The organism is Collinsella sp. AM31-2AC, assembly GCF_003469285.1.
In the GTDB taxonomy this organism is placed as follows: Bacteria; Actinomycetota; Coriobacteriia; order Coriobacteriales; family Coriobacteriaceae; genus Collinsella; species Collinsella aerofaciens_AT.
The window spans coordinates 1-25,175 of sequence record NZ_QSJB01000004.1; the positions used below are offsets into that span (position 1 = coordinate 1).

General features: G+C 58.7%; 21 protein-coding genes. 14 read left to right on the forward strand and 7 right to left on the reverse strand.

All coding sequences use genetic code 11. The features are described 5' to 3' along the window. Positions 1 to 322: 322 nt before the first annotated feature. Positions 323 to 568, reverse strand: coding sequence for a glutaredoxin (locus DW796_RS02415; protein WP_118094154.1), 246 nt, complete (start codon positions 566 to 568; stop codon positions 323 to 325). A gap of 51 nt (positions 569 to 619) precedes the next feature. Next, on the reverse strand, positions 620 to 1,447 hold the full coding sequence (locus DW796_RS02420) for a TipAS antibiotic-recognition domain-containing protein (protein WP_118094155.1): 828 nt from the start codon (positions 1,445 to 1,447) through the stop codon (positions 620 to 622). A gap of 140 nt (positions 1,448 to 1,587) precedes the next feature. Between DW796_RS02420 and DW796_RS02425 the strand changes: the two genes are divergently transcribed. The 4 genes from DW796_RS02425 to DW796_RS02440 all read left to right on the forward strand — a co-directional run bounded on the left by DW796_RS02425 (position 1,588) and on the right by DW796_RS02440 (position 6,852). After that, positions 1,588 to 2,325 carry a tRNA (N6-threonylcarbamoyladenosine(37)-N6)-methyltransferase TrmO gene (locus tag DW796_RS02425; RefSeq protein ID WP_233539640.1) on the forward strand — a complete coding sequence of 246 codons (738 nt, stop codon included), beginning with the start codon at positions 1,588 to 1,590 and terminating at the stop codon, positions 2,323 to 2,325. A 112-nt stretch (positions 2,326 to 2,437) separates the two neighbouring features. Continuing rightward, positions 2,438 to 3,652, forward strand: coding sequence for a MalY/PatB family protein (locus DW796_RS02430; protein ID WP_118094157.1), 1,215 nt, complete (start codon positions 2,438 to 2,440; stop codon positions 3,650 to 3,652). 141 nt (positions 3,653 to 3,793) lie between these two features. Next, complete coding sequence (locus DW796_RS02435) at positions 3,794 to 4,663, forward strand: ABC transporter substrate-binding protein (protein ID WP_118094158.1); 870 nt, start codon at positions 3,794 to 3,796, stop codon at positions 4,661 to 4,663. Further along, complete coding sequence (locus DW796_RS02440; protein WP_118094159.1) at positions 4,660 to 6,852, forward strand: ATP-binding protein; 2,193 nt, start codon at positions 4,660 to 4,662, stop codon at positions 6,850 to 6,852. The genes DW796_RS02435 and DW796_RS02440 overlap by 4 nt, the downstream gene beginning before the upstream one ends. A gap of 69 nt (positions 6,853 to 6,921) precedes the next feature. Here DW796_RS02440 and DW796_RS02445 read toward each other — a convergent pair whose 3' ends face one another. Both DW796_RS02445 and DW796_RS02450 read right to left on the reverse strand, forming a co-directional pair. After that, positions 6,922 to 7,401 carry a pyridoxamine 5'-phosphate oxidase family protein gene (locus DW796_RS02445; protein WP_118094160.1) on the reverse strand — a complete coding sequence of 160 codons (480 nt, stop codon included), beginning with the start codon at positions 7,399 to 7,401 and terminating at the stop codon, positions 6,922 to 6,924. A 42-nt stretch (positions 7,402 to 7,443) separates the two neighbouring features. Next, entirely contained in the window at positions 7,444 to 10,248 is a 2,805-nt protein-coding gene (locus tag DW796_RS02450; protein WP_158567669.1) for a transporter substrate-binding domain-containing protein, read from the reverse strand. 268 nt (positions 10,249 to 10,516) lie between these two features. On the opposite strand from DW796_RS02450, the gene DW796_RS02455 reads away from it, so the two are divergent. The 3 genes from DW796_RS02455 to DW796_RS02465 all read left to right on the forward strand — a co-directional run bounded on the left by DW796_RS02455 (position 10,517) and on the right by DW796_RS02465 (position 12,941). After that, positions 10,517 to 10,942 carry a potassium channel family protein gene (locus DW796_RS02455; RefSeq protein ID WP_117862347.1) on the forward strand — a complete coding sequence of 142 codons (426 nt, stop codon included), beginning with the start codon at positions 10,517 to 10,519 and terminating at the stop codon, positions 10,940 to 10,942. Between the two features lie 37 nt (positions 10,943 to 10,979). After that, positions 10,980 to 11,513 (forward strand): TIGR00730 family Rossman fold protein, encoded by a 534-nt coding sequence (locus DW796_RS02460; RefSeq protein ID WP_118094162.1) that lies wholly within the window; start codon positions 10,980 to 10,982, stop codon positions 11,511 to 11,513. Positions 11,514 to 11,639: 126 nt separating this feature from the next. After that, positions 11,640 to 12,941 carry a chloride channel protein gene (locus DW796_RS02465; RefSeq protein WP_118094163.1) on the forward strand — a complete coding sequence of 434 codons (1,302 nt, stop codon included), beginning with the start codon at positions 11,640 to 11,642 and terminating at the stop codon, positions 12,939 to 12,941. Positions 12,942 to 13,123: 182 nt separating this feature from the next. Here the strand turns inward: DW796_RS02465 and DW796_RS02470 are convergent, their stop codons facing one another. From DW796_RS02470 to DW796_RS02480, 3 genes are read right to left on the reverse strand one after another with little or no spacing between them, the layout of a single operon-like run. Further along, positions 13,124 to 13,822, reverse strand: coding sequence for an ABC-2 transporter permease (locus DW796_RS02470; RefSeq protein WP_118094164.1), 699 nt, complete (start codon positions 13,820 to 13,822; stop codon positions 13,124 to 13,126). Next, positions 13,819 to 14,700, reverse strand: coding sequence for an ABC transporter ATP-binding protein (locus DW796_RS02475; RefSeq protein WP_118094165.1), 882 nt, complete (start codon positions 14,698 to 14,700; stop codon positions 13,819 to 13,821). Before DW796_RS02475 ends, DW796_RS02470 begins: the two co-directional genes overlap by 4 nt. 23 nt (positions 14,701 to 14,723) lie before the next feature. Continuing rightward, positions 14,724 to 15,104, reverse strand: a complete 381-nt coding sequence (locus DW796_RS02480; protein WP_118094166.1) for a GntR family transcriptional regulator — start codon at positions 15,102 to 15,104, stop codon at positions 14,724 to 14,726. A gap of 560 nt (positions 15,105 to 15,664) precedes the next feature. On the opposite strand from DW796_RS02480, the gene DW796_RS02485 reads away from it, so the two are divergent. The 7 genes from DW796_RS02485 (at position 15,665) to DW796_RS02515 (ending at position 25,100) form a co-directional block, all read left to right on the forward strand. After that, a complete protein-coding gene (locus DW796_RS02485; protein WP_117563565.1) occupies positions 15,665 to 17,278 on the forward strand; it encodes a peptide chain release factor 3 in 1,614 nt (537 codons plus the stop codon). Between the two features lie 156 nt (positions 17,279 to 17,434). Then, positions 17,435 to 18,157, forward strand: coding sequence for a VUT family protein (locus DW796_RS02490; protein ID WP_233539641.1), 723 nt, complete (start codon positions 17,435 to 17,437; stop codon positions 18,155 to 18,157). 9 nt (positions 18,158 to 18,166) lie between these two features. Then, positions 18,167 to 18,847, forward strand: a complete 681-nt coding sequence (locus DW796_RS02495) for an SDR family NAD(P)-dependent oxidoreductase (RefSeq protein WP_118094167.1) — start codon at positions 18,167 to 18,169, stop codon at positions 18,845 to 18,847. A gap of 131 nt (positions 18,848 to 18,978) precedes the next feature. After that, complete coding sequence (locus DW796_RS02500; protein ID WP_118094168.1) at positions 18,979 to 20,622, forward strand: ATP-binding protein; 1,644 nt, start codon at positions 18,979 to 18,981, stop codon at positions 20,620 to 20,622. Between the two features lie 2 nt (positions 20,623 to 20,624). After that, a complete protein-coding gene (locus DW796_RS02505) occupies positions 20,625 to 21,578 on the forward strand; it encodes a MoxR family ATPase (RefSeq protein WP_118094169.1) in 954 nt (317 codons plus the stop codon). A gap of 35 nt (positions 21,579 to 21,613) precedes the next feature. Further along, on the forward strand, positions 21,614 to 22,786 hold the full coding sequence (locus DW796_RS02510) for a DUF58 domain-containing protein (protein ID WP_118094170.1): 1,173 nt from the start codon (positions 21,614 to 21,616) through the stop codon (positions 22,784 to 22,786). Position 22,787: 1 nt separating this feature from the next. Next, positions 22,788 to 25,100, forward strand: coding sequence for a transglutaminase domain-containing protein (locus DW796_RS02515; RefSeq protein WP_158567670.1), 2,313 nt, complete (start codon positions 22,788 to 22,790; stop codon positions 25,098 to 25,100). Positions 25,101 to 25,175: the final 75 nt, after the last annotated feature.

Consider the following 25,175-nt stretch of genomic DNA (forward strand, 5'->3'; position numbering starts at 1 on the left):
CTTGCAGCGACGGACCTCGGGACGCTCTTACACCACGTCTGCGCGCGCCACCGTAGCAGTACTCATATTTGCCATTTTTTGAACACGGCCCTCTAAGGAGCCCTTTCCAGAGACGTCAGATGGCCCCAAACAGCCATAATCCAAAGGCTGTCTCAAACAACTAGTCATTTAAGAACGTCCCCAACGACTACCTGTGCCGGGGCCATGCAAAAAGCTGTACACCAGCATCCAAAGATGTCGAAAAACGTCGACTTTGGATGCTGGTGTACATGTTTGGGTCGTATGGGCTTGGACGTCGGGGCGAGCCGACTGCAATTGCGTACTAGAGCAGGTTCTTCTGTATCCACGCGATGATGTCGCTCGATTCGTAGAGTGGTTTGCCGTCGATGAACAGGCAGGGAACCTGGCGTTTTCCGCCGATGGCGATGAGTGCCTGCTCGGCTTCGGTATCGGTCGAGATGTTGCGCTCGGGGATGGTCACGCCGTTATCGGCCAGGAAACGCTTGACCTTTATGCAATACGGGCAGCCGGTCATAACGTAGAGCGCGAGCTCGTGATCAGTAGCCATAGGTCTCCAATCGGTTGAGGTTTCGATTGAAATACCCAAAGCCGCCGCGGTCTATGCACGCGTCAACGACGATTCGATTGCCTGTACCAGAAACGCCGTGGCTCCGGTGCCGCAGGGCTTGTCGTAGTAGTCAACAAAGCGCTGGTCGGCAAGATAACCATTGGCGAGGCCCAGGTATGCTTCGTCCTGGGGCTCGTGTCCCCAGTTAAGGCCAATCCATCGGCGGTGCATTGCGACAAGCTTGCGGGCTTCGCTACTCTTTGGATCGCCGTCGCCCATGGCAATCGAGAGCTGGCCCAGAATAGCGCGTTCAAGTTCCTTCATGTCGTTCCATGTCTCGGGATCCATGTCCAGCAACGCCTCGCTTGCCGCATCGATTGCCTCATCGCCATAGCGCGCCCGGGCTTCGGCGCCGTAGCGCTCTTCGTTTTCCTGCACGGTGCGCCAGCGCTCCAGTTGCGGCAGCACGGCGCCCATGAGCGAGACGGCCTCGTCGAGTGACATACCGGTGTTTTGCGCCAGACGCGGGGCGCAATCCTCGATCATCGCCTCCATCGTAGTCTCGTAGGTGTACTTGCCGCGGTCGTAGCACCACTTGCAGTAATGGTCGGTCGTGGCGCCCGCGGCATCGGTGCCGCAGTCGTCGGGCGTGAGTATCATGCCGCAGCTCTGGCAATAGTGCTCGGGCATTTCGAGCAGATGAGACAGAGGCTCGCCGGTCACGGCGGCAATGAGCTTCATCATGTCGATGCCCGGTGTGACCTCGCCGCGTTCCCAACGGCTGACGGCTTGGCGCGTGACGTAGAGCTTGGCGGCGAGCTGCTCTTGGGTGAGATTGTTGGCGCGACGGACGGCGATGAGCTTTTCTGCGAAGGCCATAACGGCTCCTTTCTGCTGGTTGATGGCTTAAGCATACGCGGCGGCAGGCACCCTTCCAAGCAACCGTTGGTTGCATGCAGATGGCGATGAGCGGGAATCGCGGCCCCTCGCCCGCGCACCAGTGCCGTACAATGACCGGCATGGAACCTATTGCACACATACATACCGACCTGCCGCAGAAGTTCGGCATTCCGCGCAACAGCTTTTTGGCGCCTCATCTTGAGGGGCGCATCGTCTTTGAGCAGGAATTTGCCTTTAACGCGGCAGTTGAGGGCCTGGACTCCTTCTCTCACCTATGGCTGCTCTGGCGCTTTGAAAACGGAACGCCCGGCGGCACGGCGGAAGACATCGCCGCCGATGCCAAGGCGCAGGACAGGTCCGGCACCAACGCCAAGTGGTCGAAGACCGTGCGTCCGCCGCGCCTGGGCGGGGCCGAGCGCGTGGGCGTGTTTGCCACACGCAGTCCGTTTCGCCCTAATCCTATCGGTCTCACCTGCGTCAAGCTCGACCGCGTGGAGCTTACCGACGACGGTCCCATCATTCATGTGCTGGGAGCCGATCTGCGCGACGGCACGCCCATCTACGACATTAAGCCCTACATTCCGTTTGCGGACTGCCACCCGGATGCAACGGGCGGCTGGATTGAGGATACGCCGTGGCAAGAGCTCGATATCGAGTTCCCGCAAGCGCTGCAGGAGATGGTCCCGCCCACAAAGCTCCCCGGGTTGGTCGAGGTCCTTCGCCAGGATCCGCGCCGCGCGGGTAGCAAACACGAGCCAAACCGCGTCTACCATCTGGCTTACGCTGGGCTTGACATATCCTTTACGGTTGATGGAACCAGGTTGACGGTAGCCGCCGTCAACGACGCGCGGGATTAGCCGGCCATTCGCCGGCGCCCGCCAAATTCAACGCCAAACCCCATGCCAAAACCGCCCACGCTGGTGGACAATAACGCCTACCAAAACAATCCGCTTTGCACGGGAGCTCAGCATGAAATACGACTTTACTTCGCTTATCGACCGCCACGGCATGGACGCCATCGCCGTTGACTCCTGGGGCGAAATCCCCGGCATGGCTCCGAACGCACCCGACGAGGGCTTCGACCGCATCCCCATGTGGGTAGCGGACATGAACTTTGCCACGGTGCCCACGGTCCAGGAGTACATCATTCAGCGCGCCCAGCATCCCATGTTTGGCTATTTCGATCCGCGCCCCGAGTACTTCGACCGTATCATCGAATGGCAGAGCCGCCGTAATGGCGTCGAGGGTCTGCTCCCGGAACATATCGGCTACGAGAACGGCGTGCTGGGCGGTGTCGTGTCGACCCTGCGCGCGTATGTCCAGCCGGGCGATGCGGTGCTGGTCCACAGCCCTACCTACATCGGCTTTACCAAGTCCATCGAAGCGGCGGGCTATCGCATTGTCCACAGCCCACTCAAGCTCGACGACCAGGGCGTGTGGCGCATGGACTTTGAGGACATGGAACGCAAGCTCACCCAAAACCACGTTCATGCCGCGGTGTTCTGCTCGCCGCACAATCCCTGCGGGCGCGTATGGGAGCGCGACGAGATTGAACGCGCCATGGACATCTATCGCCAGCACGATTGCGTGGTGATCTCGGATGAGATCTGGTCCGACATCATCCTGCCGGGTCACAAGCATATCCCGACGCAGTCGGTGAGCGAGGATGCCCGCATGCGCACGGTCGCCCTCTATGCGCCGAGCAAGACGTTTAACCTTGCGGGCCTGGTCGGCAGCTACCACATCATCTATAACGAGACGCTGCGCGACCGCGTGAGCGCCGTGTCCAATAAGACCCACTACAACGAGATGAATGTCCTTTCGATGCACGCGCTTATCGGTGCCTACCAGCCGCAGGGCTACGAGTGGCTCGATGAGCTCAACGAGGTCATCGAGGGCAACATTGACTACTTCTGCGATTACGTGGACGAGCATTTTGAGGGCGTGTCCTATTCGCGCCCGCAGGGCACGTACATGGTGTTCCTGGACTGCACCAAGTGGTGCCGCGAGCATGGCTGCGATATTCAGTGGCTGCTCGACGAGGGGGCGCGTGTGGGCGTGGGCTATCAGGACGGCCGTCCATTCCATGGACCTTGCCACATTCGCGTGAATCTGGCGCTGCCGCTTTCGCGTATAAGGGAGGCGTGCGACCGCTTGGACCGCTACGTTTTTAACGCACGGTAAGTGAGCGCTGCATGCGGGGCTGTCTGCCAGATTGGCTGGAAGGCCCCGTATGGTAAAGCATCTGTAACCATTGAGCGCAAGCGCGGTTTTGTCTGCTATTATTCAGCTCTTGAGTCTGTAAACAGGATCGTCTGGAGCTCGATGAAAAGACCTCGTCGCTCGGCCGCCATATCGTTGTTTGTTGCGCTTGCAGTGGTGGGCGCCTTTGTCGTGGCGATAGCTGGCTGTTCCGGGTTGAATGATGGGGCCGCGGCGTCTGCATCAGAAGGCGCAGCCGCCTCGCAGGTCAAAGACGACAACCTTAAGACGCTCAACGTTGGCAGCGACCTCTATCCACCGTTTGTGTATAGCAACGAGTACGGCGATATTGTTGGCCTGGATGTCGATATTTTGACCGAGGCTTTGGGCCGCATTGGCTACAAGCCAAAGTACCAGCTGATCGACTGGGAAAAGAAGAAAGAGCTGCTGGCGAGCGGCGAGCTCGATTGCGTCATGGGCAGCTTTAGTATGACGGGCCGCGAAGGCGAGTATCGCTGGGCGGGGCCGTACCTTGCGAGCCGACAGGTGATTGCTGTCGATCCCGAAAGCGATATCTACACGCTTGCCGATCTTGAGGGTAGGGTCGTGGCGGTCCAGTCCACCACCAAGCCCGAATCGATTCTGCTCAATCACACCAATGAAAACGTTCCGCAGATTAAGGAGCTCTACAGCTTTTCGGACCGCTCGTACCTGAACCCGGCGCTTGTCGAGGGCCTAGTCGACGCCATCGCCGCGCATGAGTCCTCGCTGCTCACCTACGAAAAAGACTATGGCGTGACGTATCGCATTTTGTCTGAGCCGCTGCTAGAGGTTGGTTTGGGCACCGCTTTCGATATCAACGACACACGCGGCATCGACGTTAAGCTCACCCATGCCTACCAAGAAATGCTTGCCGATGGCACCATGGAGCGCCTGGTGTCAAAGTATTTTGATGACCCTTCGCCCTTTTTGAATATGGAGGGCCTGTCGTGATCGATGCACCCGACCACACCACAGAGAAGCGGGGCGACCGTTCGGCCCTGGCATGGCTCCTTGCCGCCCTGTTGGGGATAGCACTCTCGGCTGCTGCCGGCATGACGAGCTACGGTTACACGACGGCCCAAGCCGAGCAGCGCTTTTCCGACGTTGTCGATTACGTGGCGACACAGAGCCTTTCCTACGATGCGTTCAACAGCGCCTATGCGACCAAAAACCTGATTCGCGTTATGGAGATCGCCGGAGAGGCGGCGCGCGATATGGAACGCGACGGCTCGGCGGATAACGCTACGTTGGAGCAATATGCTGATCAGTTTAATGTGACAGCGCTGATCGTGACGGACGCATCGGGCAACTTGGTGTCCGAGTCCTCGACGGATAACGTGAGCTACGAGTCGCTCGCTGCGAATCTCAAAGAGGCGCCTGTGCTGGAGGTGGCGGCCCATCCGCTTAAGTCCTATACCGCTCGCATTACGCTTGCGGACGATTCGGTCGCAGACATTGGCTGCGTGGCCCGGCCGGACGGTGAGGGCATCGTTGTCGCGGTGAGGCACCAGAGCGCCAAGGCGGTCGCGAGCAATACGCTCAAGTTGCAGAGCTTGCTCGATGGTTATGAGACCATCGATAGCGGCAATATCGTGATCGAAAACGACGGTAAGGTCGTTGCGACCAACGCTGTTGAGCCCGCCGTGTCGGGCGTGTTCGATTTGCCTGCGACGGATGCCATCGTTGTCAACGGCATTAAGGAGCGTTGCCTGGCTGGTAAGGTCAGATTGGTTAACGACAGCGGTGAGTGGTATCTGGGCACATTTGGTAAAGCGCGCGATTTTTACGTGTACACCTATGCTCCCGCGCAGCGTTACTTTGAGGTTGTTGCCGCTGTTGTTGCCAGTGTGTTGGCACTCTACGGCGGTGTTATAGCCACTGTTGTGTTGGTGCGCCGCCGCGCCGAGAGCCAACGCTTTGCCGACCTGTTGCTGCAGGAGCGCGACTATGGCGACAAGCTGGCAAAAGCGGCGCGCGAAGCTTCGTCTGCCAACTCTGCAAAGACGGAGTTCCTGCGTCGCATGAGTCACGACCTGCGCACGCCCATCAACGGCATTCGCGGTATGGTCGAGGTGGGCAATGCCAACGCGGACGACTTGCAAAAGCAGACTGAGTGCCGCTCAAAGATCTGGACGGCGTCGGGACTGCTGCTCGACCTTGCGAACGAGGCACTCGATATGAGCCGCTTGGAGAGCGGGCAGGTCGACCTGAATCTCGTGCCTACAGATATGGTGGCCCTCAACCGTGAGGTGTGCGATATCCTGGAGCGCCAGGCCGAGGAGCGCCTGGTGACAATTATCTGCGACCAACGGACTCTTGATCATCCCTATGCCCGGGTGAGCGTGACGCACCTCAAGCGCCTGTTGCTCAATATTGCCGGTAATGCCGTCAAGTACAACCGCCAGGGCGGCTATGTTCGCCTGACATGCCGCGAGGTGGAGCCGGTGGACGGTGTCCCCGTCTATGAATACACGATCGCCGATAACGGCATTGGCATGAGCGAGGAGTTTCAACAGCACCTCTACGAGCCGTTCAGCCGCGAGGAACAACAGGTGGAAGGCGCTTCATCGGGAACTGGCCTGGGCGCGTCTATTGCCAAACAGTTGGTCGAGCTTATGGGCGGAACCATGAGCTTTACGAGCGCCTTGGGGCAGGGGACGACGTTTACCATTTGCCTGCCGTTTGAGAAGTGCAAGAGTTCCGAGATTCCCCAGGCAGTTCGCGTGGATGCAGGCGACAGCGACGTGCTCCAGGGCCTGCGCGTTTTGCTCGTAGAGGATAACGACCTGAATGCCGAGATCGCACAGTTTACGCTCGACCGCGCCGGTGCCGTCGTGACACATGTCAAAGATGGCGAGTCTGCCGTCGAGACGTTTGCCGCGAGCGCGCCGCACGAGTACGACGTGGTATTGATGGACATCATGATGCCCGGCATCGATGGCCTTGAGGCCACGCGTCAGATTCGAGCGCTCGATCGCGAGGACGCCGCGACCACGCCGATTATCGCCGTGAGCGCCAATGCCTTTGCCGACGACCGTAGGCTTTCGCGCGAGGCGGGCATGAACGCGCATCTGAGCAAACCCGTGAGTTCTCAGGATCTCGTTGAGGCGCTTGCGCACATAGCTGCCAACGCTTCATAAACAAATAGCTCGGTTCCAATACTGGTTGGAACCGAGCCATTTTGCTATTTGCAGGACCTGTTTTTGGGCTTACTTTTCTTGAATCTGCTTGCCGCAAAGGTGCTCAATCGAAATCTCGTAGAGTTGGACGCCCTTGATGTCTTTGGCGATTTCCTCCTCGACTTCTTCGGCAGAAGGGTAGTACTTAAGCGCTAACTGGCGGACTTTGTCCTCGATAAACGCGGGGGCCTCATCTACCAGACGGCAACGGCCAAAGACCACGGCGCTCATAACGTAGGGAGCCCAGTCATCGTCCTTGTACCACTCGTTGCCGTAAACGGTAAAGCAGACTTTATCATCACGCCTGAGTGAATCGACCTTGTGGCCAGCCTTGGCACCATGGAAATAAATCTTGTCGTGCTCGGCGTCAAAGAAGTAGTTGACGGGAATGGCATACGGGTAGCCACCATCGCCGTTGACGGCAAAGACACCGCGCTTGCAGATAGCGAGCAACTCGCGCGCTTCCTCGTCAGTGATGGCGCGTTTCTTTCGGCGTAAGGGCCTAAACATCGTTGGCTTCCTTTCTAACTGTGCATGGTGGGTGGGCACAAACTATAGCGAAACAGTTCCGTTTTTCTTGATGCGGGCGAGGATGTTTTTGAGCTTGTTAAAGTCGAGCGGTTTGGGCAGATGGGCGTTCATGCCGGCATCGTGTGCCGCCTTGGCGTCCTCGGCAAAGGCATTGGCGGTGAGCGCGATGATGGGGATGTCGGCTGCATCGGCCTTCTCGCTCAGACGAATCGCGCGAGTTGCCTCGTAGCCATCCATACCCGGCATCATGATGTCCATCAGGATCGCATCGAAGCTGCCGGCGGGACGACTAGCGTATAGTTCGACCGCTTCTTTGCCGTCGGCGGCGCGAGTTACGACGATGCCTTCGCTTTCGAGCAGGGCCTGGGCAATTTCGGCATTGAGCTCGTTGTCTTCGGCCAAAAGAACGTTCATGCCGGCAAGCGAGCAGCTGATCGCCTGCTCGTCCGCACCTTCTCTTGCCTGAGGGTTCTTGTCGATATCGAGCGGAATCTGGACGTTGAACGTACTTCCCACGCCGACCTCGCTCGAAATCTCAATCGTGCCGCCCATCATGTCTATGAGCGATTTGACGATCGGCATGCCCATGCCAGTTCCCTGAAATTTACTGCGGGCATCGTTGCCCTCTTGGGCAAACGGTTCGTAGATGTGCTTAAGAAACTCGGGCGACATGCCGATGCCGGTGTCCGAGACGCTAAAGCAAAAGAGCACCTGGCTATCATCGATCGGTTTAATCTGCGATGCAAAAGCGACAGTTCCGCCATCTTTGTTGTACTTGATGCTGTTGTCGAGCAGGTTGATGATAATCTGACGTACATGAGTGGGGCTTCCCATTACATGTGGATTGCAGAGGGGATGTGCTCTTTGATCCTGCATCGTAATATTGCGATCGGAAGCGCGGAGCTTGCACAGAACAACTGCATCGTTGCAGAGATCTTCGAGGTTAAATGAGACATGCTCAAGCGTTAGCTTTCCATTTTCAATCCTGCCCATTTCTAGAATGTCGTTGATGAGTGAGAGCAGATGGTTGGCGGCGATTCGCGCCTTAGCTCGGTTTTTACGGGCGGCATCGACATCGTCTTCGTGCAATTCTTCAATTTCGATGAGCCCCAGAATGCCGTTGAGCGGCGTGCGGATATCATGGCTCATGCGGGCGAGAAAGGCCGTTTTGGCCGCATTGGCGGCGAGTGCCTTGTTTTGCTCTACTCTGGCTCGCTGCAGGGCCCAGGTTAGAACCGCTACCCCAGTCAACAGTACACCGACGATGATGACGACAATCGAGCTACGATGACGATATATAAACCTGAACGCGTCTGATTCCTGTGCGCTATACGACGTAGAGGAATAATTGCTCGCAGAAAGCGATTCTCCGGCGTTGATGATGCCCTTGTTGACGATACTCAATAATTCGGGATTTCCGCGTCGCATAAGGCAAGAAAGTTCGGCCGTGCGTGAGAGTTCCTGTATCTCGTAGTCTCTGATATCGTAGCTATCTCGGATGGTTTCCAGCCGTGCGTTGGGAACAACGATGCAGCTTGATCTTCCGTCCTTAAGGGCAGAAAGCATGTCGTCTGCAGACGGATACTCGGTTACATTTGCATTTGGAAACATAGTTTTTAATTCGCTGCGGTTGACGATGGAAAACCCTGTGCAACAGATATTGCGGAGATCCTTGTTGAGATCGCTGGTGGCGTGGATGGCGGTAAGAGAGATCGTTCCCATCGAAATCGATTGAACGGTCCCCATTTGCTCGGCAAGCCAGTGGTCGCGAAATGCCGGTAGGGCGATGTCGATATTTCCCTTTGAGAGCGCTTCCGTCATTTGCTGGTTGCTTGAAAAAGCGAGCGTGTGTACGGTAATGCCAAATTTGTCGTGGAGCGTCGTAACGAGTGAGACGAGTGACCCTTCCATTTCTCCGTTTGCATCTTGGTTGCAGAAGGGGAGATTGTTGTTGAGATAACCAAGTGTAAGCGTGTCGTTATTGGCCTTGAGCCACGACCGTTCGGAGTTGGTAAGTGATGCGGATCCGCTATTTTGCGCCGAGTAGTTGGATTTGACTTCGTCGTTGTAGCGCGGGTTGGTGCGGTTGATTGCCGCCATGGCCGAGTTGATGTCGTTCATCAGATCGGGGCGGCTTTTGGGGACGGCAAAATAGTAGTCGCTCGAGCCTACGTAGAACATGGGCGACGCATCGGGCGACGAAATGGTGTCGTTCATGATGACGGCGTCGACCTCGCCGTCTGAAAGTGCCTCAAAGAGGGCGCCGCCGGTGTCGATTTCTTTATAGGTACAGGTGACGCCTTCGTTGGCGAGCCACTGCTGGCCGACGAAGGTTTGCATAACGCCAGAGTTGCAGCCGATGGTGAGGCCTTGGAGTGCCTGGGGGTCACCCTTGGCCAGATCGTCGCGATCGGGCTTGGCGTAGATGTAGTAGCGCTCGGTGCCCTCGGGGTTTGAGGAAAAGAGTAACTTTTGCTCGCGTTCTACTGAATGCGAGATGTTGGGCATGAGGTCGATTTCGCCCTTCTCGAGCATGTCCATGAGCTCGGTGAAGGTGCCGGACACGTATTCGTACTGCCAGCCAGGGGTGTAGTACGAGAGGGTCTGGAGGTACTCGTAGCCCCATCCCGAGAGGCGCTCGCCCGGTGTGCCTTCCTGGAAGCCCTCGTTGTTGACAAGCCAGCCGACGCGGACCGTCTTGACCTGCTGGTCGGAGTCGGCGGCAAAGGCCGGGGTGGGCATGACGGCGCTCAGTAGTGTGAGCGCAGCAAGCGCGACGGCTAGGGTGCGATATAGAGCTAAGCGAAGGACGGCGGAAGGTTTCACAGACAATCCTATCGAGTTGAGATAATACCGCATAAGGATACCAGCTCAGCTTGCCTAACATCCGGCACTTAGGGACGTTCCCAATCTGTCCGGCAGTTGTAGTAGTCATTGGGGACGTTCTTAAACGACTAGTCGCTGGGGACACTCTTTGCCGGAGTTGGCACTTAGGGACGTTCCCAATCTGTTCGACACAAAAGGAACGTCCCCAAGTGCCGGATGTGCGACAATACCGAGCAACGTGATGGGGCGTCTGGGAAAAGGGGTCGCGATGAACAAGTTGAGGACGCTTGCCGACGTGTTGCGCCAGGCTGGCTTTGCGCGCATCACCGGCCTGTTCCTTATCTTCTACCTGCTGTGCTCGACGGCCGTCTGGCTGTCCGACCCTGCGACCCTTACGTTTGGCGATGGCCTCTGGTTTAGCTTTGAGACCGTATCGACGATCGGCTTTGGCGATATCCCGGCCGAAACGCCGGTTGCCCGCGCTATCACCGTCGTTTTGAGCGTCATCAGCATCTTCTACATCGCCATGCTCACGGGCGTGGCGGTGAACTACTGCAATACGCTCATCAAGATGCGCCAAAAGGACACCATGGCGCGCTTTATGGACGATCTTGAGCACCTGGAAGAGCTCGATCGCGATGAGCTCGCCGACCTGTCGCGCCGCGTGCGCGAATATCGCCGACGCCAACGCTAGGGCGGGCGCCGCGCGTCACGATGAGGGGGACAAAAATATGAATATTACGGTATACCTGGGTGCCAGCGTCGGTAACGACCCGGCGTTTCTGCCTGCGGTGCGGCAGCTCGGCACATGGATTGGCTCCAACGGCCACGCGCTGGTATACGGCGGGTCCAAGTCGGGACTGATGGGCGCGCTCGCCGATAGCGTGCTCGATGCCGGCGGGCGCGTGACCGGTGTTGAGCCGAGCTTTTTTATCGAGGCCGAGTTTCAGCACGATGGTATCGATGACCTGATCGTGACGAGCGACATGGCCGAGCGTAAGGCCAAGATGATCGAGCTCGGCGATGCGTTCGTCGCCTTTCCGGGCGGTACGGGCACGCTCGAGGAGATTGCCGAGGTCATGTCGGCCGTGTCGTTGGGACATCTGAGCGCACCGTGCATCCTGTACAACCTGAACGGTTACTACAACGACCTTAGGTCGTTGCTCGAGCACATGATCGATAAAGGCCTATCGAGCTCGCAGCGTCAGGCCGGCATCTACTTTGCCGACGACCTGCACCAAATTGCATCGATTATCGACAACTAGGCCTTGGGGCCATCGCGTGTGCGGCGCCCAACGGTGCCGTTTGAGGCGTAGATGGTTGGCCCGTCCGCGCTGTGCCCGTCCTACAATAAAACGTATCCTTGTCGATTTTGACCACGGGAGGCCCCGATGGATAACCTTGCAAAACCCAAAAACCGTGCGCTGTTTTTAGTTAGCGTGGCCGTGACCGGTGCGTTTGCAGGCGCCGCGGTCTGGCTGTTCTTTTTTGCGATGGAGCACGGTATCGACTATCTATGGACCGAGATCCCGCATATGCTGGGCGTCGCTTCGCCCGAGCTTGCCAGCGGCCCGTTCGGCTTTTTGCCGTACCCGTTTTTCGTCTGCCTGCTGGGCGGCCTGCTGATCGGTCTGTACGAAAAGCTTACGGGCACCAAGACCGATGACCTCAACCAAGTGATGGCTAAGGTTAAGCAAGACGGGTGCTACCCGTACGACAACCTTGGCAAGCTTTCGCTTGCGGCATTGCTGCCGCTGCTGTTTGGCGGAAGCATTGGACCGGAGGCCGGCCTGACCGGCGTTATCGCAGGTCTGTGCAGCTGGGTCGGCGACCGCATGCGTCGCTTTGGCGCCGAGTTTAGGCAGCTCACACTGCTGGGTACTCAGGCTGCCCTGACGGCGCTCTTCACCGCGCCCGTGTTTGGCTTTGTGGCGCCGCTCGCCGGTAGCGCCGACGGCCAGGGCGCTAATGACGATGAGTCCGCGTCCGATGAGATCACGATCAAGCTTCCCAAGGCGCAAAAGACCGTGGTCTACGGCATTGCGATTGCCGGCGGTCTGGGTACCTACCTGCTGCTTGGCCAGCTTGTGGGCGGCGGCATGGGCATGCCCAGGTTCGAGGCCGCCGAGGTGGGCAACCTGGAGCTTACCTGGCTCATTCCTCTGTCGCTGATCGGAACAATCTGCGGCTGGCTGTACTTTGTCTCTGAGCATGCAAGCGAGGCACTGTCCCATGCCATAGGGGGGCGCCCTGTCGTCAAGGCCATGCTAGCCGGTCTGGCGCTCGCCATCTGTGGCACGGTCCTGCCCTACACTATGTTTGCCGGCGAGACCCAAGCCGACGTGCTCATGGAGACCTATCTGACCATTCCCGCCGGCGTGCTTATCGCGACCGGTCTGGTCAAGGCCATGCTGACGCCCGCCCTCATCAACCTCGGTTGGCGCGGCGGTCACTTCTTCCCGGTTATCTTTTCGGGCGTGAGCCTGGGCTACGGCCTTGCCATCCTTACCGGCGCCAATCCGGTCTTTTGCGTCGCCGTCTGCACGGCATCGACGATGGGTGCGGTCATGCGTCAGCCGGTCATGGTCGTGGGCCTGCTGCTCATGTGTTTCCCGCTCAAGGGTATCGTCTGCATGATCATCGCCGCCGTCATTGCGGCAGGCATTCCGCTGCCCAAGCCGCTGCGCAAGTAGCACAGTGGCGCACGGTCAATACAAACATCTCAAGCCCGGTGTGAGGGTGTTCAAGTTGAGCTTGTGCCCCTTGACGGGTCGTTACTTCCAAAATGCTGCTGTAACCCACGACACGGGTTGAGCGCCTTCCCAAAACAGACCGCGCCAGACCTACGGTGCATGCCCGATGATACCGCGCTTGCCTACAGGTCGCGTGCTCGATAGACCTTGGTACTGATGGCGCAACTCAGTGCAAAGAGCACGAGGGCCAGTACGGCAATTCCTGCGCACAGGCAGCCAAGAACGGCAGGGTCGGGATTCGCTCCGGCAATCGACATGAGCCAGTTGCTGATGGGGTTGGAGGAGCTCAGCGTGGCCATGGTGCCGCAACCAAGCAGGGCAAACAGGCCAACGGATAGGCGTAGCGCCTCCATGTGTCCAAATCGAAAGAACAGCGGCTGTGCCAGGAACACCATCATGAGGGAGATGAGCATCGATGCTGCCGAGGCGATTGCGATTTCAAAGACCGTCTGTCCCGTCGAAGGAATGCCCGCGCTGCTGAAGAGCGGGATGGCGACGATACTCAAAAGCGTGGCTGCACATGCCATGACGGCGGAGAAGACAATAACGCTCAGGTAGCGTGCGCAGATGATGTCTTTGCGCGAGAAGGGCAGCGTTGCCCGATAACGCTCCCAACCGTTTTGATTGTCGAAACCGGCCAGTGAGCTCATGAATATGATGGGCGACATGGCACTGACGGCGCCGGCACCGGCGCTTATACCGGAATCGCCATCCGATGCGTTGGCGAGGGTCAGCACGACGAAGATGAACAAGCCGACGCCCGCAATGCTCGGGACAAGCGTGCGAACGATGGCGAGCTCGGACATAAAGGCTCGTTTCATTTCGAAGCCCCTTTCAGTATGAGGCGAAGATAGCCATCAATGGTTGCCCGATCGCAGGGAATCTCGGGGAAGGCCTCGAGCGCTTCGCGACGGTTGGGCACGAGCACGTCTACGCTGTAGGCGTGGTGGGCGGCGCGGGCGTCTTCGACGCAAGCCATAAGCTCGGCGGCCTGTGCCTGAGTGCAGTGAGCGATGCCAGCACGGTCAGTAATGTCCTCGCGCGGCAGGTCAAACACAATCGAGCCGTTATCGATGCAGATGACGCGGTCGGCGGTGTGATCGAGGTCGGACGTAATGTGGCTCGAGAGCAGCACGCTGCGCTGGCCGTCGGCGACAAAGGCAAGCAGCTCGTCGAGCAGTTCCTCGCGCGCCATGGGATCAAGGCCTGCGGTGGCTTCGTCCAAAACGAGCAGCTTGGCATTGTGACTGAGTGCGCAGGCAAGCTGCAACTTCATGCCCATGCCGCGGGAGAGGTCCTTGACCTTCGTCTTGGGATCGAGGCCAAATCGGTCGATGAATCCGGCGAACGTTTCGCAGCTCCACGTGGGGTACGCCGGGCCTACGAGCCTCTCGACCTGGCCCACCTTGAGCGTGGAGGGGAAGGGGCATGTGTCCAGGACAAGGCCGACGCGGGAGCGCAGGTGGCGCTGTGCCTCGTCGGGCGCGTTGGCGTCGCAGCGCTGTCCAAGCAGATGCGCCTCGCCGGCATCGAGCTTTATAAGCCCGAGCGCGGCGCGAATGGTCGTCGTCTTGCCGGCGCCATTTGCGCCCACAAAGCCAACGATCTGGCCGGGCTCCACGGCAAGTGTGACGTCTCGCAGTGAAAAACGGTCGCTCACACGGCGTGAGATGCCTTTGAGTTCTAGAAGGTTTTGCATGGTATAGCCTTTCTTGCAGATGGCTACTGCATGGTTTCGGGGGCTATCAGGTCGAGCATCTCGTGCAGCTTGTCGCGCGTAACGCCCAGGGCTTCGGCTTGGCTCGCCGCTTTCGCAAGCAGTTCTTCGATATGGCAGAGCTGGTTTTCGCGCAAGAGCTCCTGGTTGCCCTCGGCGACAAAACAGCCCTTGCCCTGCACGGTGCAGATAAACCCGAGCTGCTCCAGGTCGGCGTAGGCGCGCTTGGTGGTGATGACGCTCACGCCAAGATCGCTCGCGAGCGCGCGGATGCTGGGGAGTTTGGCTCCCGCCGCGAGCGTGCCCGAAAGGATCTGAGCTTTGACTTGCGAGGCTATTTGCTCGTAGATGGGCTTGTCGCTCGAATTGGATAGGATGATGTCCACAGCGGCTCCTTAGCTGTTGGGCTACACGTGTATATAACCGGTAAGCACAGTATATATACACTATGCACAGTTATGCAAGAGGAAATGTGGGCTCGTCTGTCCCTTCGTTCGTTTGTCTCGATCTGTAACATCTGGAGTCGATTTTGGCAGCTGGATGTTACAGATTGAGACAGCCCCGACCTTCCTGCCTGTTTGTCTCAATCTGTAACACTTAGCCCCGATTTTGGCGGCTATCTGTTACAGATTGAGACATTGGTTGCCCGCCTGCTTGTTTATCTCGATCTGTAACAGGTGGAGGCTCAAAACCCGTCTTCCTGTTACAGATTGAGAAAGAGATTGAGACGGCGTCGATCTTCCCTGCTGTTCGTCTTAATCTGTAACATCTGGAGTCGATTTTGGCGGCTAGATGTTACAGATTGAGACGATCCTTGAGGCGGCTGCCCGGTGCACAGCGAGCTCGGCTAATGAATTTGTCCTGATAGGTGCCCTATGGCGGGGTTTCGCGGCTACAATGGTGCGGTTACAACGACGTAATGCACTCAATGCAAGAAAGGATCCGCATGGCAAGCCTGTCGGATGAAATCTCGTCGCGCCGCACATTCGCGATCATCAGCCACCCGGACGCCGGTAAGACCACGCTTACCGAGAAGCTGCTGCTCTATACCGGCAGCATCCAGACTGCCGGCTCGGTTAAGGGCAAGAGCTCGGCCAAGCATGCCGTCTCGGACTGGATGGACATCGAGAAGGAGCGCGGTATTTCCGTTACCTCCTCGGTACTGCAGTTCACCTATAACGGCGCCTGCGTCAACATCCTCGATACCCCTGGTCACCAGGACTTCTCGGAGGATACCTACCGTACCCTTATGGCCGCCGACGCCGCGGTCATGGTCATCGACGGCGCTAAGGGCGTCGAGGCCCAGACCAAAAAGCTCTTTAAGGTCTGCACGCTGCGCCATATTCCCATCTTCACCTTTGTGAACAAGCTCGACCACGAAGCCCGCGACCCCTTTGAGCTTATGGAAGAGATCGAGAACGTCCTGGGCATCAATACGTATCCCATGAACTGGCCGATCGGCAGCGGCCGCAACTTCCGCGGCGTGTTCGATCGCCAGACCCGTCGCGTTATCGCCTTTGAGGGCGACGGTCATGCCAACGCCACCAAGAAGGTCGCCGAGGTCGAGGCCGAGCTGGGCGATCCGGCCATGGACGAGCTTATTGGCGAGGAGAACCACAAGAACCTGATGGACGACATCGAGCTGCTCGATGGCGCCGGCGACGAGCTCGACCTGGATGCCGTGGCCTGCGGCAAGCTGAGCCCGGCGTTCTTCGGCTCGGCGCTCACCAACTTTGGCGTGGAGCCCTTCCTTAAAGAGTTCCTGCGTCTGGCCCCGACGCCGCGCGCCTATACCGATACGCTCACCAGCGAGCCGGTCGCGCCCGCCGAGAACGACTTTAGCGGCTTCGTGTTTAAGATCCAGGCCAACATGGACAAGAACCACCGCGACCGCATTGCCTTTGTGCGCATTTGCTCGGGCAAGTTCGAGCGCGGCATGGACGCCTTCCATATGCAGGGCAACCGCAAGCTTAAGCTTGCCACGGGCACGTCGATGATGGCCGACGACCGCGCCATCGTGGACGAGGCGTACGCGGGCGATATCGTGGGCCTGTTCGATCCGGGTATCTTTAGCATCGGCGACACCGTGTGCTCCGGCAAGCGCCACGTGCAGTATCCGCAGATCCCGACGTTTGCCCCCGAGATGTTCGCTCGCATTACACAGGTCGACACGCTCAAGCGCAAGCAGTTCGTCAAGGGCATGGAGGAACTTGCCCAGGAGGGCGCCATCCAGATCTTCCGCGAGCTGGGTGCCGGCATGGAGAGCGTCATCGTGGGCGTGGTCGGCGTACTGCAGTTTGAGGTGCTCGAGCGCCGCCTTAAGGCCGAGTACCGTGTTGAGGTTCGTCGCCAGCCGCTGCCCTATACGGACATCCGCTGGATCCAGAACGACCCCGACACCATCGATATCCCGGGCCTTTCGCTCACGCGCGACACGCTGCGCGTCGAGGACATGCGCGGCGGCAAGCTGCTGCTGTTCACGAGCCCGTGGAACGTGGATTGGGCAACCGACCACAACCCCGACCTTATCCTGTCGGAGTTTGGCAACGTAGCCTTTTAACGCATCGGCGCGGTGGTCCTGCGGGGCTGCCGCGCCGTTTGCTTGCCTGATGCCGTGTGAGCGGCTATCATACCCACCGTCGTCTCAAGACCGGGGCGTCCGAGCAGTTCGGGTCCGATATCCTGCTCGTTAAACCTAAAACCAAAGGAGTACACAATGATCAAGAAGGTCATGGAGGACTATAAGGTCCTGTTGCGGAGCATTCCCGCGGCAACGGTTTCGCTGTTTTTCGTGAGCGTCATCATGATGAACCTGCTGGCCAACAAAGAGCTTATCAGCCTGCCGTATCTGGCACTCGACTGCGGCTTTGTGGTGAGCTGGGTTTCGTTTTTGTGCCAGGACATGATCTGCAAGCGCTTTGGCGCCAAGGCATCCATCAAAATCTCTATCCTCGCACTGGCGGTCAACCTTGCCGTGAGCCTGTGCTTTTGGGCGTGCTCGCTCACGCCCGGCATGTGGGGCGCGTACTACGATACGGGCATGATCGAGGTCAACAATGCCCTTAACGCCACCATCGGCGGCACCTGGTACGTGGTGCTGGGCTCTTCGCTGGCAATGCTCGTTTCTGCCGTGGTTAACTCCACGCTCAACCAGTCGCTCGGCCGTATGCTCAAAAAGAATAACTTTGCGAGCTTTGCCTTCCGCTCCTATGTGTCCACGGGCGTTGGCCAGTTTATCGACAACCTGGTCTTTGCCATTGTGGTAAGCCACACGTTCTTTGGTTGGACCTGGGTACAGGTCCTTATGTGCTCGCTGACGGGTGCCGTCGCCGAGCTGCTGTGCGAGGTCTTCCTGAGCCCCGTGGGCTACAAGGTCGTGCGCGGCTGGGAGCGCGAGAACGTGGGCGCCGAGTACCTCGAGCGCCACGCAACCGCCTAAGGAGCAAGTATGCGGGTTTTGATCACGGGCGCTTCAGGCGGTATCGGAGCCGCGTGCGTGCAGCACTTTTTGGACGAGGGCCACGAGGTCGTGGGCTTTGATCTGCTGCCGGCGGCGATCGAACACGAGCACTACCGCCATCTGATCGTTGATGTCCGCAAGCCGGACGCGTTTCCGGACGACCTTGAACCCCAGGTAATCGTGAACGTTGCCGGTGTGCAGGATTCGGCTGACGACATCGCCGCCAACCTGTGTGGCACCATCAACGTGACCGAGCGCTACGCCTTTGTGGGGGAGGGGCTCGCCGCCAAGCCGGCGCCGGCTATTAAATCCGTGGTCAATGTGGGGTCGGCGAGCGGGCATACGGGATCGGAGTTTCCCGCCTATGCCGCAAGCAAGGGCGGCGTTATCGCCTACACCAAGAACCTTGCAAATCGCCTGGCGCCGCAGGCCATCGCCAACAGTGTGGACCCGGGCGGCGTTATCACGCCGCTCAACCGTTGCGTGATGGAAGACGAGCACCTGTGGAACCAGATTATGGAGCTCACGCCGCTTAAGCGTTGGGCCACCGCCCAAGAGATTGCCGAGTGGATCTACTTTGTGGGCGTGACCAACCGGTTTATGACCGGGCAGAGCCTGCTGATCGATGGCGGCGAGGCCGGCCGCACCCAGTTTATCTGGCCTGAATAACAAAACGCGCCCGATGGCAAGGTTGCCTCGGGCGCGTTTTGCATCATTAATTGCTAACTTTAGCTGGGTATTATCTCTGTAAAGTGCCTTTGAGCTGGTAGACTAAACCCCGAAATATAAAAGGGGGCATATTGGGGCTGTTCGGTTCACACGAGAAGCGCGACGCGGACCGAGCGCGTCGACTGTTTGAAGAAGCGCTTGCGCAGCAAGGGCCCAACGTTGCGCTGGTCTTGCGTGCCAGCGACTGTCTTCCGCTCTATATCACCCCAAATTTTGAACGCGTCTTTGGCGTATCGCCCGAGCGTATTGGCGACGACATCGAGACGCTGTACCGTTTTATTCCCGATAGCGACCGTGTTCGCATACAGCGACAGGTGAGGGACTGGGATCACGCGACTCCGCTGAACCTTCTGTGCTCCTACCACGCGCCCCATGGAGAAAAAACGCAGCTCAGCATTAGGTTTACGATTGCGCTCATTCAAGACGGCACGCAGTACCTGGTTTCTGCAGTCGATGTGACGACCGAAAACGAGCGTATCGCCAAAGCGGAGTCCGAGCGCGATCGCGCCGTCGAGACCGCCAACGCGCGCACGGACTATATGAACCAGATGAGCCACGAGATCCGCACGCCGCTCAATGGCATCGAGGGCATGATTTCGCTTGCCCGCGAGCATCATGCAGATGAGCCTCGCCTGATGGACGACTTGTCTCGCGCCTCGCAGCTTTCGGCCTACTTGCTTTCGCTTATCAACGATATGCTCGATATGAGCCGCCTCAACAGCGGGCGCGTGCGCCTTGACGATGCGCCGTTTGACATGCGTCTGTTTGCCGATGAGATTGAGCGCATGTTTATCTCGCAGACAGCCGACAAAGGGCTTGCGTACTCGGTCAATCTGGAGGACTGCGAAAACGTTTTTGTCGTGGGCGATCGCATGCGCCTGTCGCAGATCGTCATCAACTTTATATCCAACGCGGTCAAGTTTACCGAGCAGGGCGGCAGCGTTACCGTAACCCTGCGCGAGATGTACCAGGCAGACGGCGGCGTGAGCTATATGCTGCGCGTGCGCGACACGGGCAAGGGTATGGATCCTCGCTACGTCAGCAAAATCTTTAAGCCGTTTGAGCAGGAGGACCGCACCATTGCGCGCCGCTACGGCGGAACGGGCCTGGGCATGGCCATTACGAGCGCGCTCGTCGACCTGATGGGCGGCGAGATCGTCGTCGATACCGAGCCCGGTCGCGGCTCAACGTTTTCGGCCTACATCCCGCTGCGCCTGGCCACGTCCGAGCAGGTTGAGGACCTTAAACTCAAAGGGCGGACGCTCGAGACGGCTCCCGATTCCCTTGGTTCGTCGCTTAGCTATCAGTTTGAGGGCAAGCGATTCCTGTTGGCAGAGGATAACGAAATCAATGCCATGATCGTGATTGAGCTGCTGGCAAGACGAGGCGCGGCGGTCGATCGTGCCGAGAACGGCCAAGCGGTCGTTGAGCGATTTCGGAGTATGCCCGCGGGTACGTACGATGCGATCCTCATGGATATTCAGATGCCCGTGCTCAACGGTTGGGAAGCGGCGGAGCAGATTCGAGGACTTAATCATGAGGACGCCGGCGCCATTCCCATCATTGCGCTTTCCGCCAATGACTACACCGAGGACGTTGAGCGTTCGCGCGCCGCGGGCATGAACGGACATGTGGGCAAGCCCATCGACCTAAACGTTTTGAAAGCACAGCTGGCGGCCGCGACGGCAGAGGCAGCTTACCGAGGAAATGAGTAACCGTGATCGTCGAACAGTCAAGCAGCATCATCAACGAAGTGAGTCGCGCCCTGCTGGGCAAGCGCGATGTGATTGAGAAGGCTCTCATGGCCATCTATGCCGGCGGTCATATCCTGTTGGAGGATGTGCCCGGTACCGGCAAGACGACGCTGGCCCTGGCTCTTTCGCGTGCACTGGGTCTGGACTTTAAGCGCGTGCAGTTTACGCCCGATACGCTGCCCTCGGACATTACGGGCTTTACGATGTTCGACCGCGACACCGGCACGTTTCGCTTTGTGTGGGGTGCCGTCAACTGCAACATGCTGCTGGGCGACGAGATTAACCGGACCAGCGCAAAGACGCAGTCGGCCCTGCTCGAGGTTATGGAAGAGCGCGCGGTGACTATCGACGGGCAGACACATCAGGTCCCGCGTCCCTTTGTGTGTATCGCAACCGAGAACCCGGTGGGCTCGGCGGGCACCCAGCTGCTGCCCGATAGCCAGCTCGACCGCTTTATGGTTCGTCTGTCCGTTGGCTATCCGTCGCGCCAGGACCAGATCGATATCCTCAAGGCCCGTCGCTATGTCAACCCGCTCGACGACATTAAGCCCATGGTTGCCTGCGATGATCTGCTCGATATCCAAAACTACCTGGGCAATGTACAGGTTGCCGACACGGTGCTGGATTATATCGTCCGCCTGTGCGAGGAGACCCGTAATGACGATCTTGTCGAGCTGGGCGTGAGCCCCCGCGGCATTATCGCGCTCACCCGCATGGCGCGCGCCTGCGCATTGATTCGTGAGCGCGACTATGTGGTGCCCGAGGACGTGCGCGAGGTATTTAAGGCTGTTTGCGCCCACCGTCTCGTTTTACGCCCCCAGGCGCGTATTGAATCGATTGGCGCCGCCGACGTCCTCGACCGCATCCTCGCTGCCGTTCCCGCCCCGTCTATGGGTCAGGTTCGCGGCCGCTCGTAGCGGATCGTTTACCTTTTGCGTCCTACGTTACGCCCATGATTGCCAACAAGATTACCTATATCGTGTCCGTCGCGCTCCTGCTCGCCACGTTTGTGTTTACCGCCAATGCGGCCGCGCTCGCTGCTGCCGCGGCGTTGATCGCCATGCCCGTGATTACGGTGGCGGCGTGCCGTTCGAGCGTTGCCCTGCTCAAGCTTAGCTTTGAGCTTCCCCGGTCGTGTGTTGTCAACGCGCCTCTTGTATTGCGCATCACACTGGATCGCCCGCTTATGTTTCGCGGTCGTATGGAGCTGTCGTTTTCGGTTTATAACCAGCTGACGGGAGCGCGGGCAGTCTATCCCGTAAGTCTTGCCCCCGCGACGGGCAGGCCCGCTTTGTTTGAGCTGGAGCTCGATTCGACCGTCTGCGGTGCGCACACGATTACCCTTGACACCGCGCGCCTGGTCGATGAGATGGGCTTTACGTCGCTTGCTCTCGAGAATGCAGACTTTCATGGGTTGTTTACGGTCTATCCCGAGGTGCTCGACATCCAGGTTGTTCCTAACCAAAGTGCTTCTGCCGGTCTTGAGGGCACGAGCTACGATCCCCATCGAAGCGGCCAAGATGCCTCCGAGGTCTTTGACATAAGGCCCTATCACGAGGGTGATGCCGTTAAGTCGATTCACTGGAAGCTGTCGACGCGTTTTGACGACATGCTGGTGCGCGAGGCTTCGCGCTCACAAGACCACGCTATTGCCATCTTGTTTGGTGCGTTTGCGTGCGACTTTGAGCACGCAAGCCACGCTGAGGTTCTTTCTGCGGTGCTGGGTTTTACCGCATCGATATCGCTGGCGCTTATGCGTCAGGGATACCATCATGTGGTCGTGGCTGCCCCCGAAGGCTCTTTGGCTGTCTATTCCGTTGATGACCGACGTGGGTTCAATAGGATGCTTGATGCTTTGACGGCAACGCCGCTTGGCCCTGCCTATCCAACATCGCACGAGCACTATGCCAAGCTCGTGGCAGCAAAGGGCATTGGCAAAACGGTGCTGGTAACGGTGGGCGTCGATGAACAGGCCTATATCGAGATAGGCCGTCTGACCGATCTATCGGTACTCCATGTGTCGGATTCGGTCGAGTCGTATAGCATCGAGCACGGAGCCAACTACATCATCACGCATTGCCCGGTATCGAGTGATTCGGCCCGTATCAAGAGTCTGGAGCTCTAAGATGAACTTTGTGACTCTTACCTCGACGGAGCGCATCGCTTCGAATGGTCGCGTTGTTGCCATGTTCCTGTCGGTGGCTCCCGCGGTTTTATTGTCTGCGGGCTTCTGCTGCACAATTGCTCGGTGCCTGAGTGCAACGTGCATGGGGATAATGCTGGCCGTTGCCGTTGGCGTGGCCGTTGCGCTGGGCGCTTTGGGCGTTTTGATGGCTTCTAAAAAGGCTCCCCTCTGGATTGCCTTGGCTGCGGCGTCCGTAGCGCTTTTATGCGCGCTCTTGATTCCTTCGGCACGCTGGGGCTTCTATGCGTGCGTCAATACCGTTATCGCTCGCGTCAACTCGATCTGTGAGCTGTATATTCCATTGGTGGCAGACGCCGGTCTGCTGTGTGAAGCCGTGTCGCTGGCGGTGCTCGCCGGCATGTTTGCCGGCTCACTCGCCTGGCTTTTTGCCAACTTGAGCGTTTCGTGGCCCACGCTCTTAATCATCGTTATCTGCGGCTCGGCTTCCATGGCGCTGCAGCTTGGTGATTCTGCGATATCTATGACACTGGGCGTTGCGGGCTGGCTTGTCCAGTGCCGTGCTGGCGAGTTGCGGGGCTCTACGGTAGGTTTGCCCCAGGTTCTTTTTGGTCTTGGTGGCCTGTGCGCCGCATGCGGTGTTCTCTTTGCGCTGATCGTTGCCCTTGTGCAGCCTCTTCCCGAGGTGTCCGCCCTGTCGGCGTCTGCCGTCAGAGCAGTCCAGGGCGTTCGATTTGGGGACGATTCGCTGCCCGAGGGCGACCTTTCGCAAGCGGCGGACATGAACGAAGGCGAGTCCACGACGCTGTCGCTTGCCGCCAGCAAGACGCTCGGCGACGATCTACTCATGAAGGGTTTTGTGGGCACGACGTTTGATGGCATGTCTTGGGGGCGCGGCGACTGGATGTCCTACGAGGGCAAATGGTCCGGCATGCGTGATTGGCTGCGCCAGAACGGTTTGACGGTAGCCGAGCAGCGCGCCGCGTTTGACACCGAGGCCGAGCGCGAGGGTGGCGAGCCTGTCGAGGCGGTTGAGATTTCAGTCAATGCCTCGGGCGCCAACCGCAGATACACCTATGCTCCCTATACGCTGCGCTCGCTGAGCGGTGCCGACGCAATGTTGACGGGCTCGACGATGCTAAGCATGGACCTTTTGCCGTCTAAGGCGTATCGCGTGATTGTCGATAACGTGCCGGTGGATGACGTCATTGCAGATTCGAGCTGGCTGGCGTCCTCCAAGAGCGACTATGCAAAAAGCGAGCGGGTGTACGCCGCTTTCGTTCGCGATAATTACTTGGACGTTCGCGAAGAGGAGCGGGATGCCATCGATGCATACCTGTTCTCGAGCGACAGCTGGGATGCTGGGGCGACTGTTTCGGATACAGCCGTGATCAGTCGCGTGCGCACGATGTTGGCTTCGCTTGCGGGACAGACGGATAACCCGCCAACCTATACCGGGGCGACGTCGTTTGTCGCGTGGTTCTTGGGCACGGCGCACGAGGGCAACTCTGCCTACTTTGCCACGGCGGCGACGCTTGCGTTTCGATCTCAGGGAATTCCCGCGCGCTATGTCGAGGGCTATCAGGCAGCAGATGATCAGCTGGCCGCTGCTGTTGGGGCAGGCGTGGCGCTCAACTTGACGGCTGCCGATGCGCACGCGTGGACCGAGATCTACCTTGACGGTCAGGGATGGACGCCCGTGGAGGTCACCCCTGGATACTATAGCCAGACGCTCGATGCCGATAAGATTATCGATGTGGGCGAGGCATGGAGCAACGGCGCCAACGATAAGACGCTCGATGCGGGCTCGGTCGCAGGACAGGCCGAGGATAAGCATCGCGAGGATGTGCCGGTAATGTATAACATCCCCGTTGTGGCCAAAGTTGGGGTCGGTTTGATCGGCACGGCGATTGCCGCCCTGCTCGCCCTGTTCATTCGCAGGTTTGTCTTGCGCGCTCGGCGCACGCGGGCTATCGAGAGTGATGAGCAGGATATATGCGTGCCGGCACTCTACGGCTATCTTGCCCTTGTGATGAACCAAAGCGGTCTCGACGCCTTTGACGAGACCAAGCCGCTCGATTGCCTGGATGCCTTTGCTGCAGTGTTCTCCCAGATTGACCCGTGGGAATACCGTCGAGCGATTCGACTTCATCAAGCTTATGCGTTTGGTGGCCGCCAGCTTAAACCGAACGAGTTGCGCACGCTCCGACGTTTTACCGAACGCCTGCATCGGAGCATGCCGGCTCCGCAAACTGTTATTGAACGCTTCCGCCGCTACATGCTGCACGCGTTGTAGAGGGAGTAGGTCTACGTGTTTTCTAAATATCCTCAACATATGGCTTCGCACAAGAACGCGGCGTCGGCCAAACTA

Coding starts and splice junctions, on each gene's coding strand:
- DW796_RS02415 (WP_118094154.1), bottom strand. CDS start 568: ATGGCTACTGATCACGAGCTCGCGCTCTACGTTATGACCGGCTGCCCG.
- DW796_RS02420 (WP_118094155.1), bottom strand. CDS start 1,447: ATGGCCTTCGCAGAAAAGCTCATCGCCGTCCGTCGCGCCAACAATCTC.
- DW796_RS02425 (WP_233539640.1), top strand. CDS start 1,588: ATGGAACCTATTGCACACATACATACCGACCTGCCGCAGAAGTTCGGC.
- DW796_RS02430 (WP_118094157.1), top strand. CDS start 2,438: ATGAAATACGACTTTACTTCGCTTATCGACCGCCACGGCATGGACGCC.
- DW796_RS02435 (WP_118094158.1), top strand. CDS start 3,794: ATGAAAAGACCTCGTCGCTCGGCCGCCATATCGTTGTTTGTTGCGCTT.
- DW796_RS02445 (WP_118094160.1), bottom strand. CDS start 7,401: ATGTTTAGGCCCTTACGCCGAAAGAAACGCGCCATCACTGACGAGGAA.
- DW796_RS02455 (WP_117862347.1), top strand. CDS start 10,517: ATGAACAAGTTGAGGACGCTTGCCGACGTGTTGCGCCAGGCTGGCTTT.
- DW796_RS02460 (WP_118094162.1), top strand. CDS start 10,980: ATGAATATTACGGTATACCTGGGTGCCAGCGTCGGTAACGACCCGGCG.
- DW796_RS02465 (WP_118094163.1), top strand. CDS start 11,640: ATGGATAACCTTGCAAAACCCAAAAACCGTGCGCTGTTTTTAGTTAGC.
- DW796_RS02470 (WP_118094164.1), bottom strand. CDS start 13,822: ATGAAACGAGCCTTTATGTCCGAGCTCGCCATCGTTCGCACGCTTGTC.
- DW796_RS02475 (WP_118094165.1), bottom strand. CDS start 14,700: ATGCAAAACCTTCTAGAACTCAAAGGCATCTCACGCCGTGTGAGCGAC.
- DW796_RS02485 (WP_117563565.1), top strand. CDS start 15,665: ATGGCAAGCCTGTCGGATGAAATCTCGTCGCGCCGCACATTCGCGATC.
- DW796_RS02490 (WP_233539641.1), top strand. CDS start 17,435: ATGATCAAGAAGGTCATGGAGGACTATAAGGTCCTGTTGCGGAGCATT.
- DW796_RS02495 (WP_118094167.1), top strand. CDS start 18,167: ATGCGGGTTTTGATCACGGGCGCTTCAGGCGGTATCGGAGCCGCGTGC.
- DW796_RS02510 (WP_118094170.1), top strand. CDS start 21,614: ATGATTGCCAACAAGATTACCTATATCGTGTCCGTCGCGCTCCTGCTC.
- DW796_RS02515 (WP_158567670.1), top strand. CDS start 22,788: ATGAACTTTGTGACTCTTACCTCGACGGAGCGCATCGCTTCGAATGGT.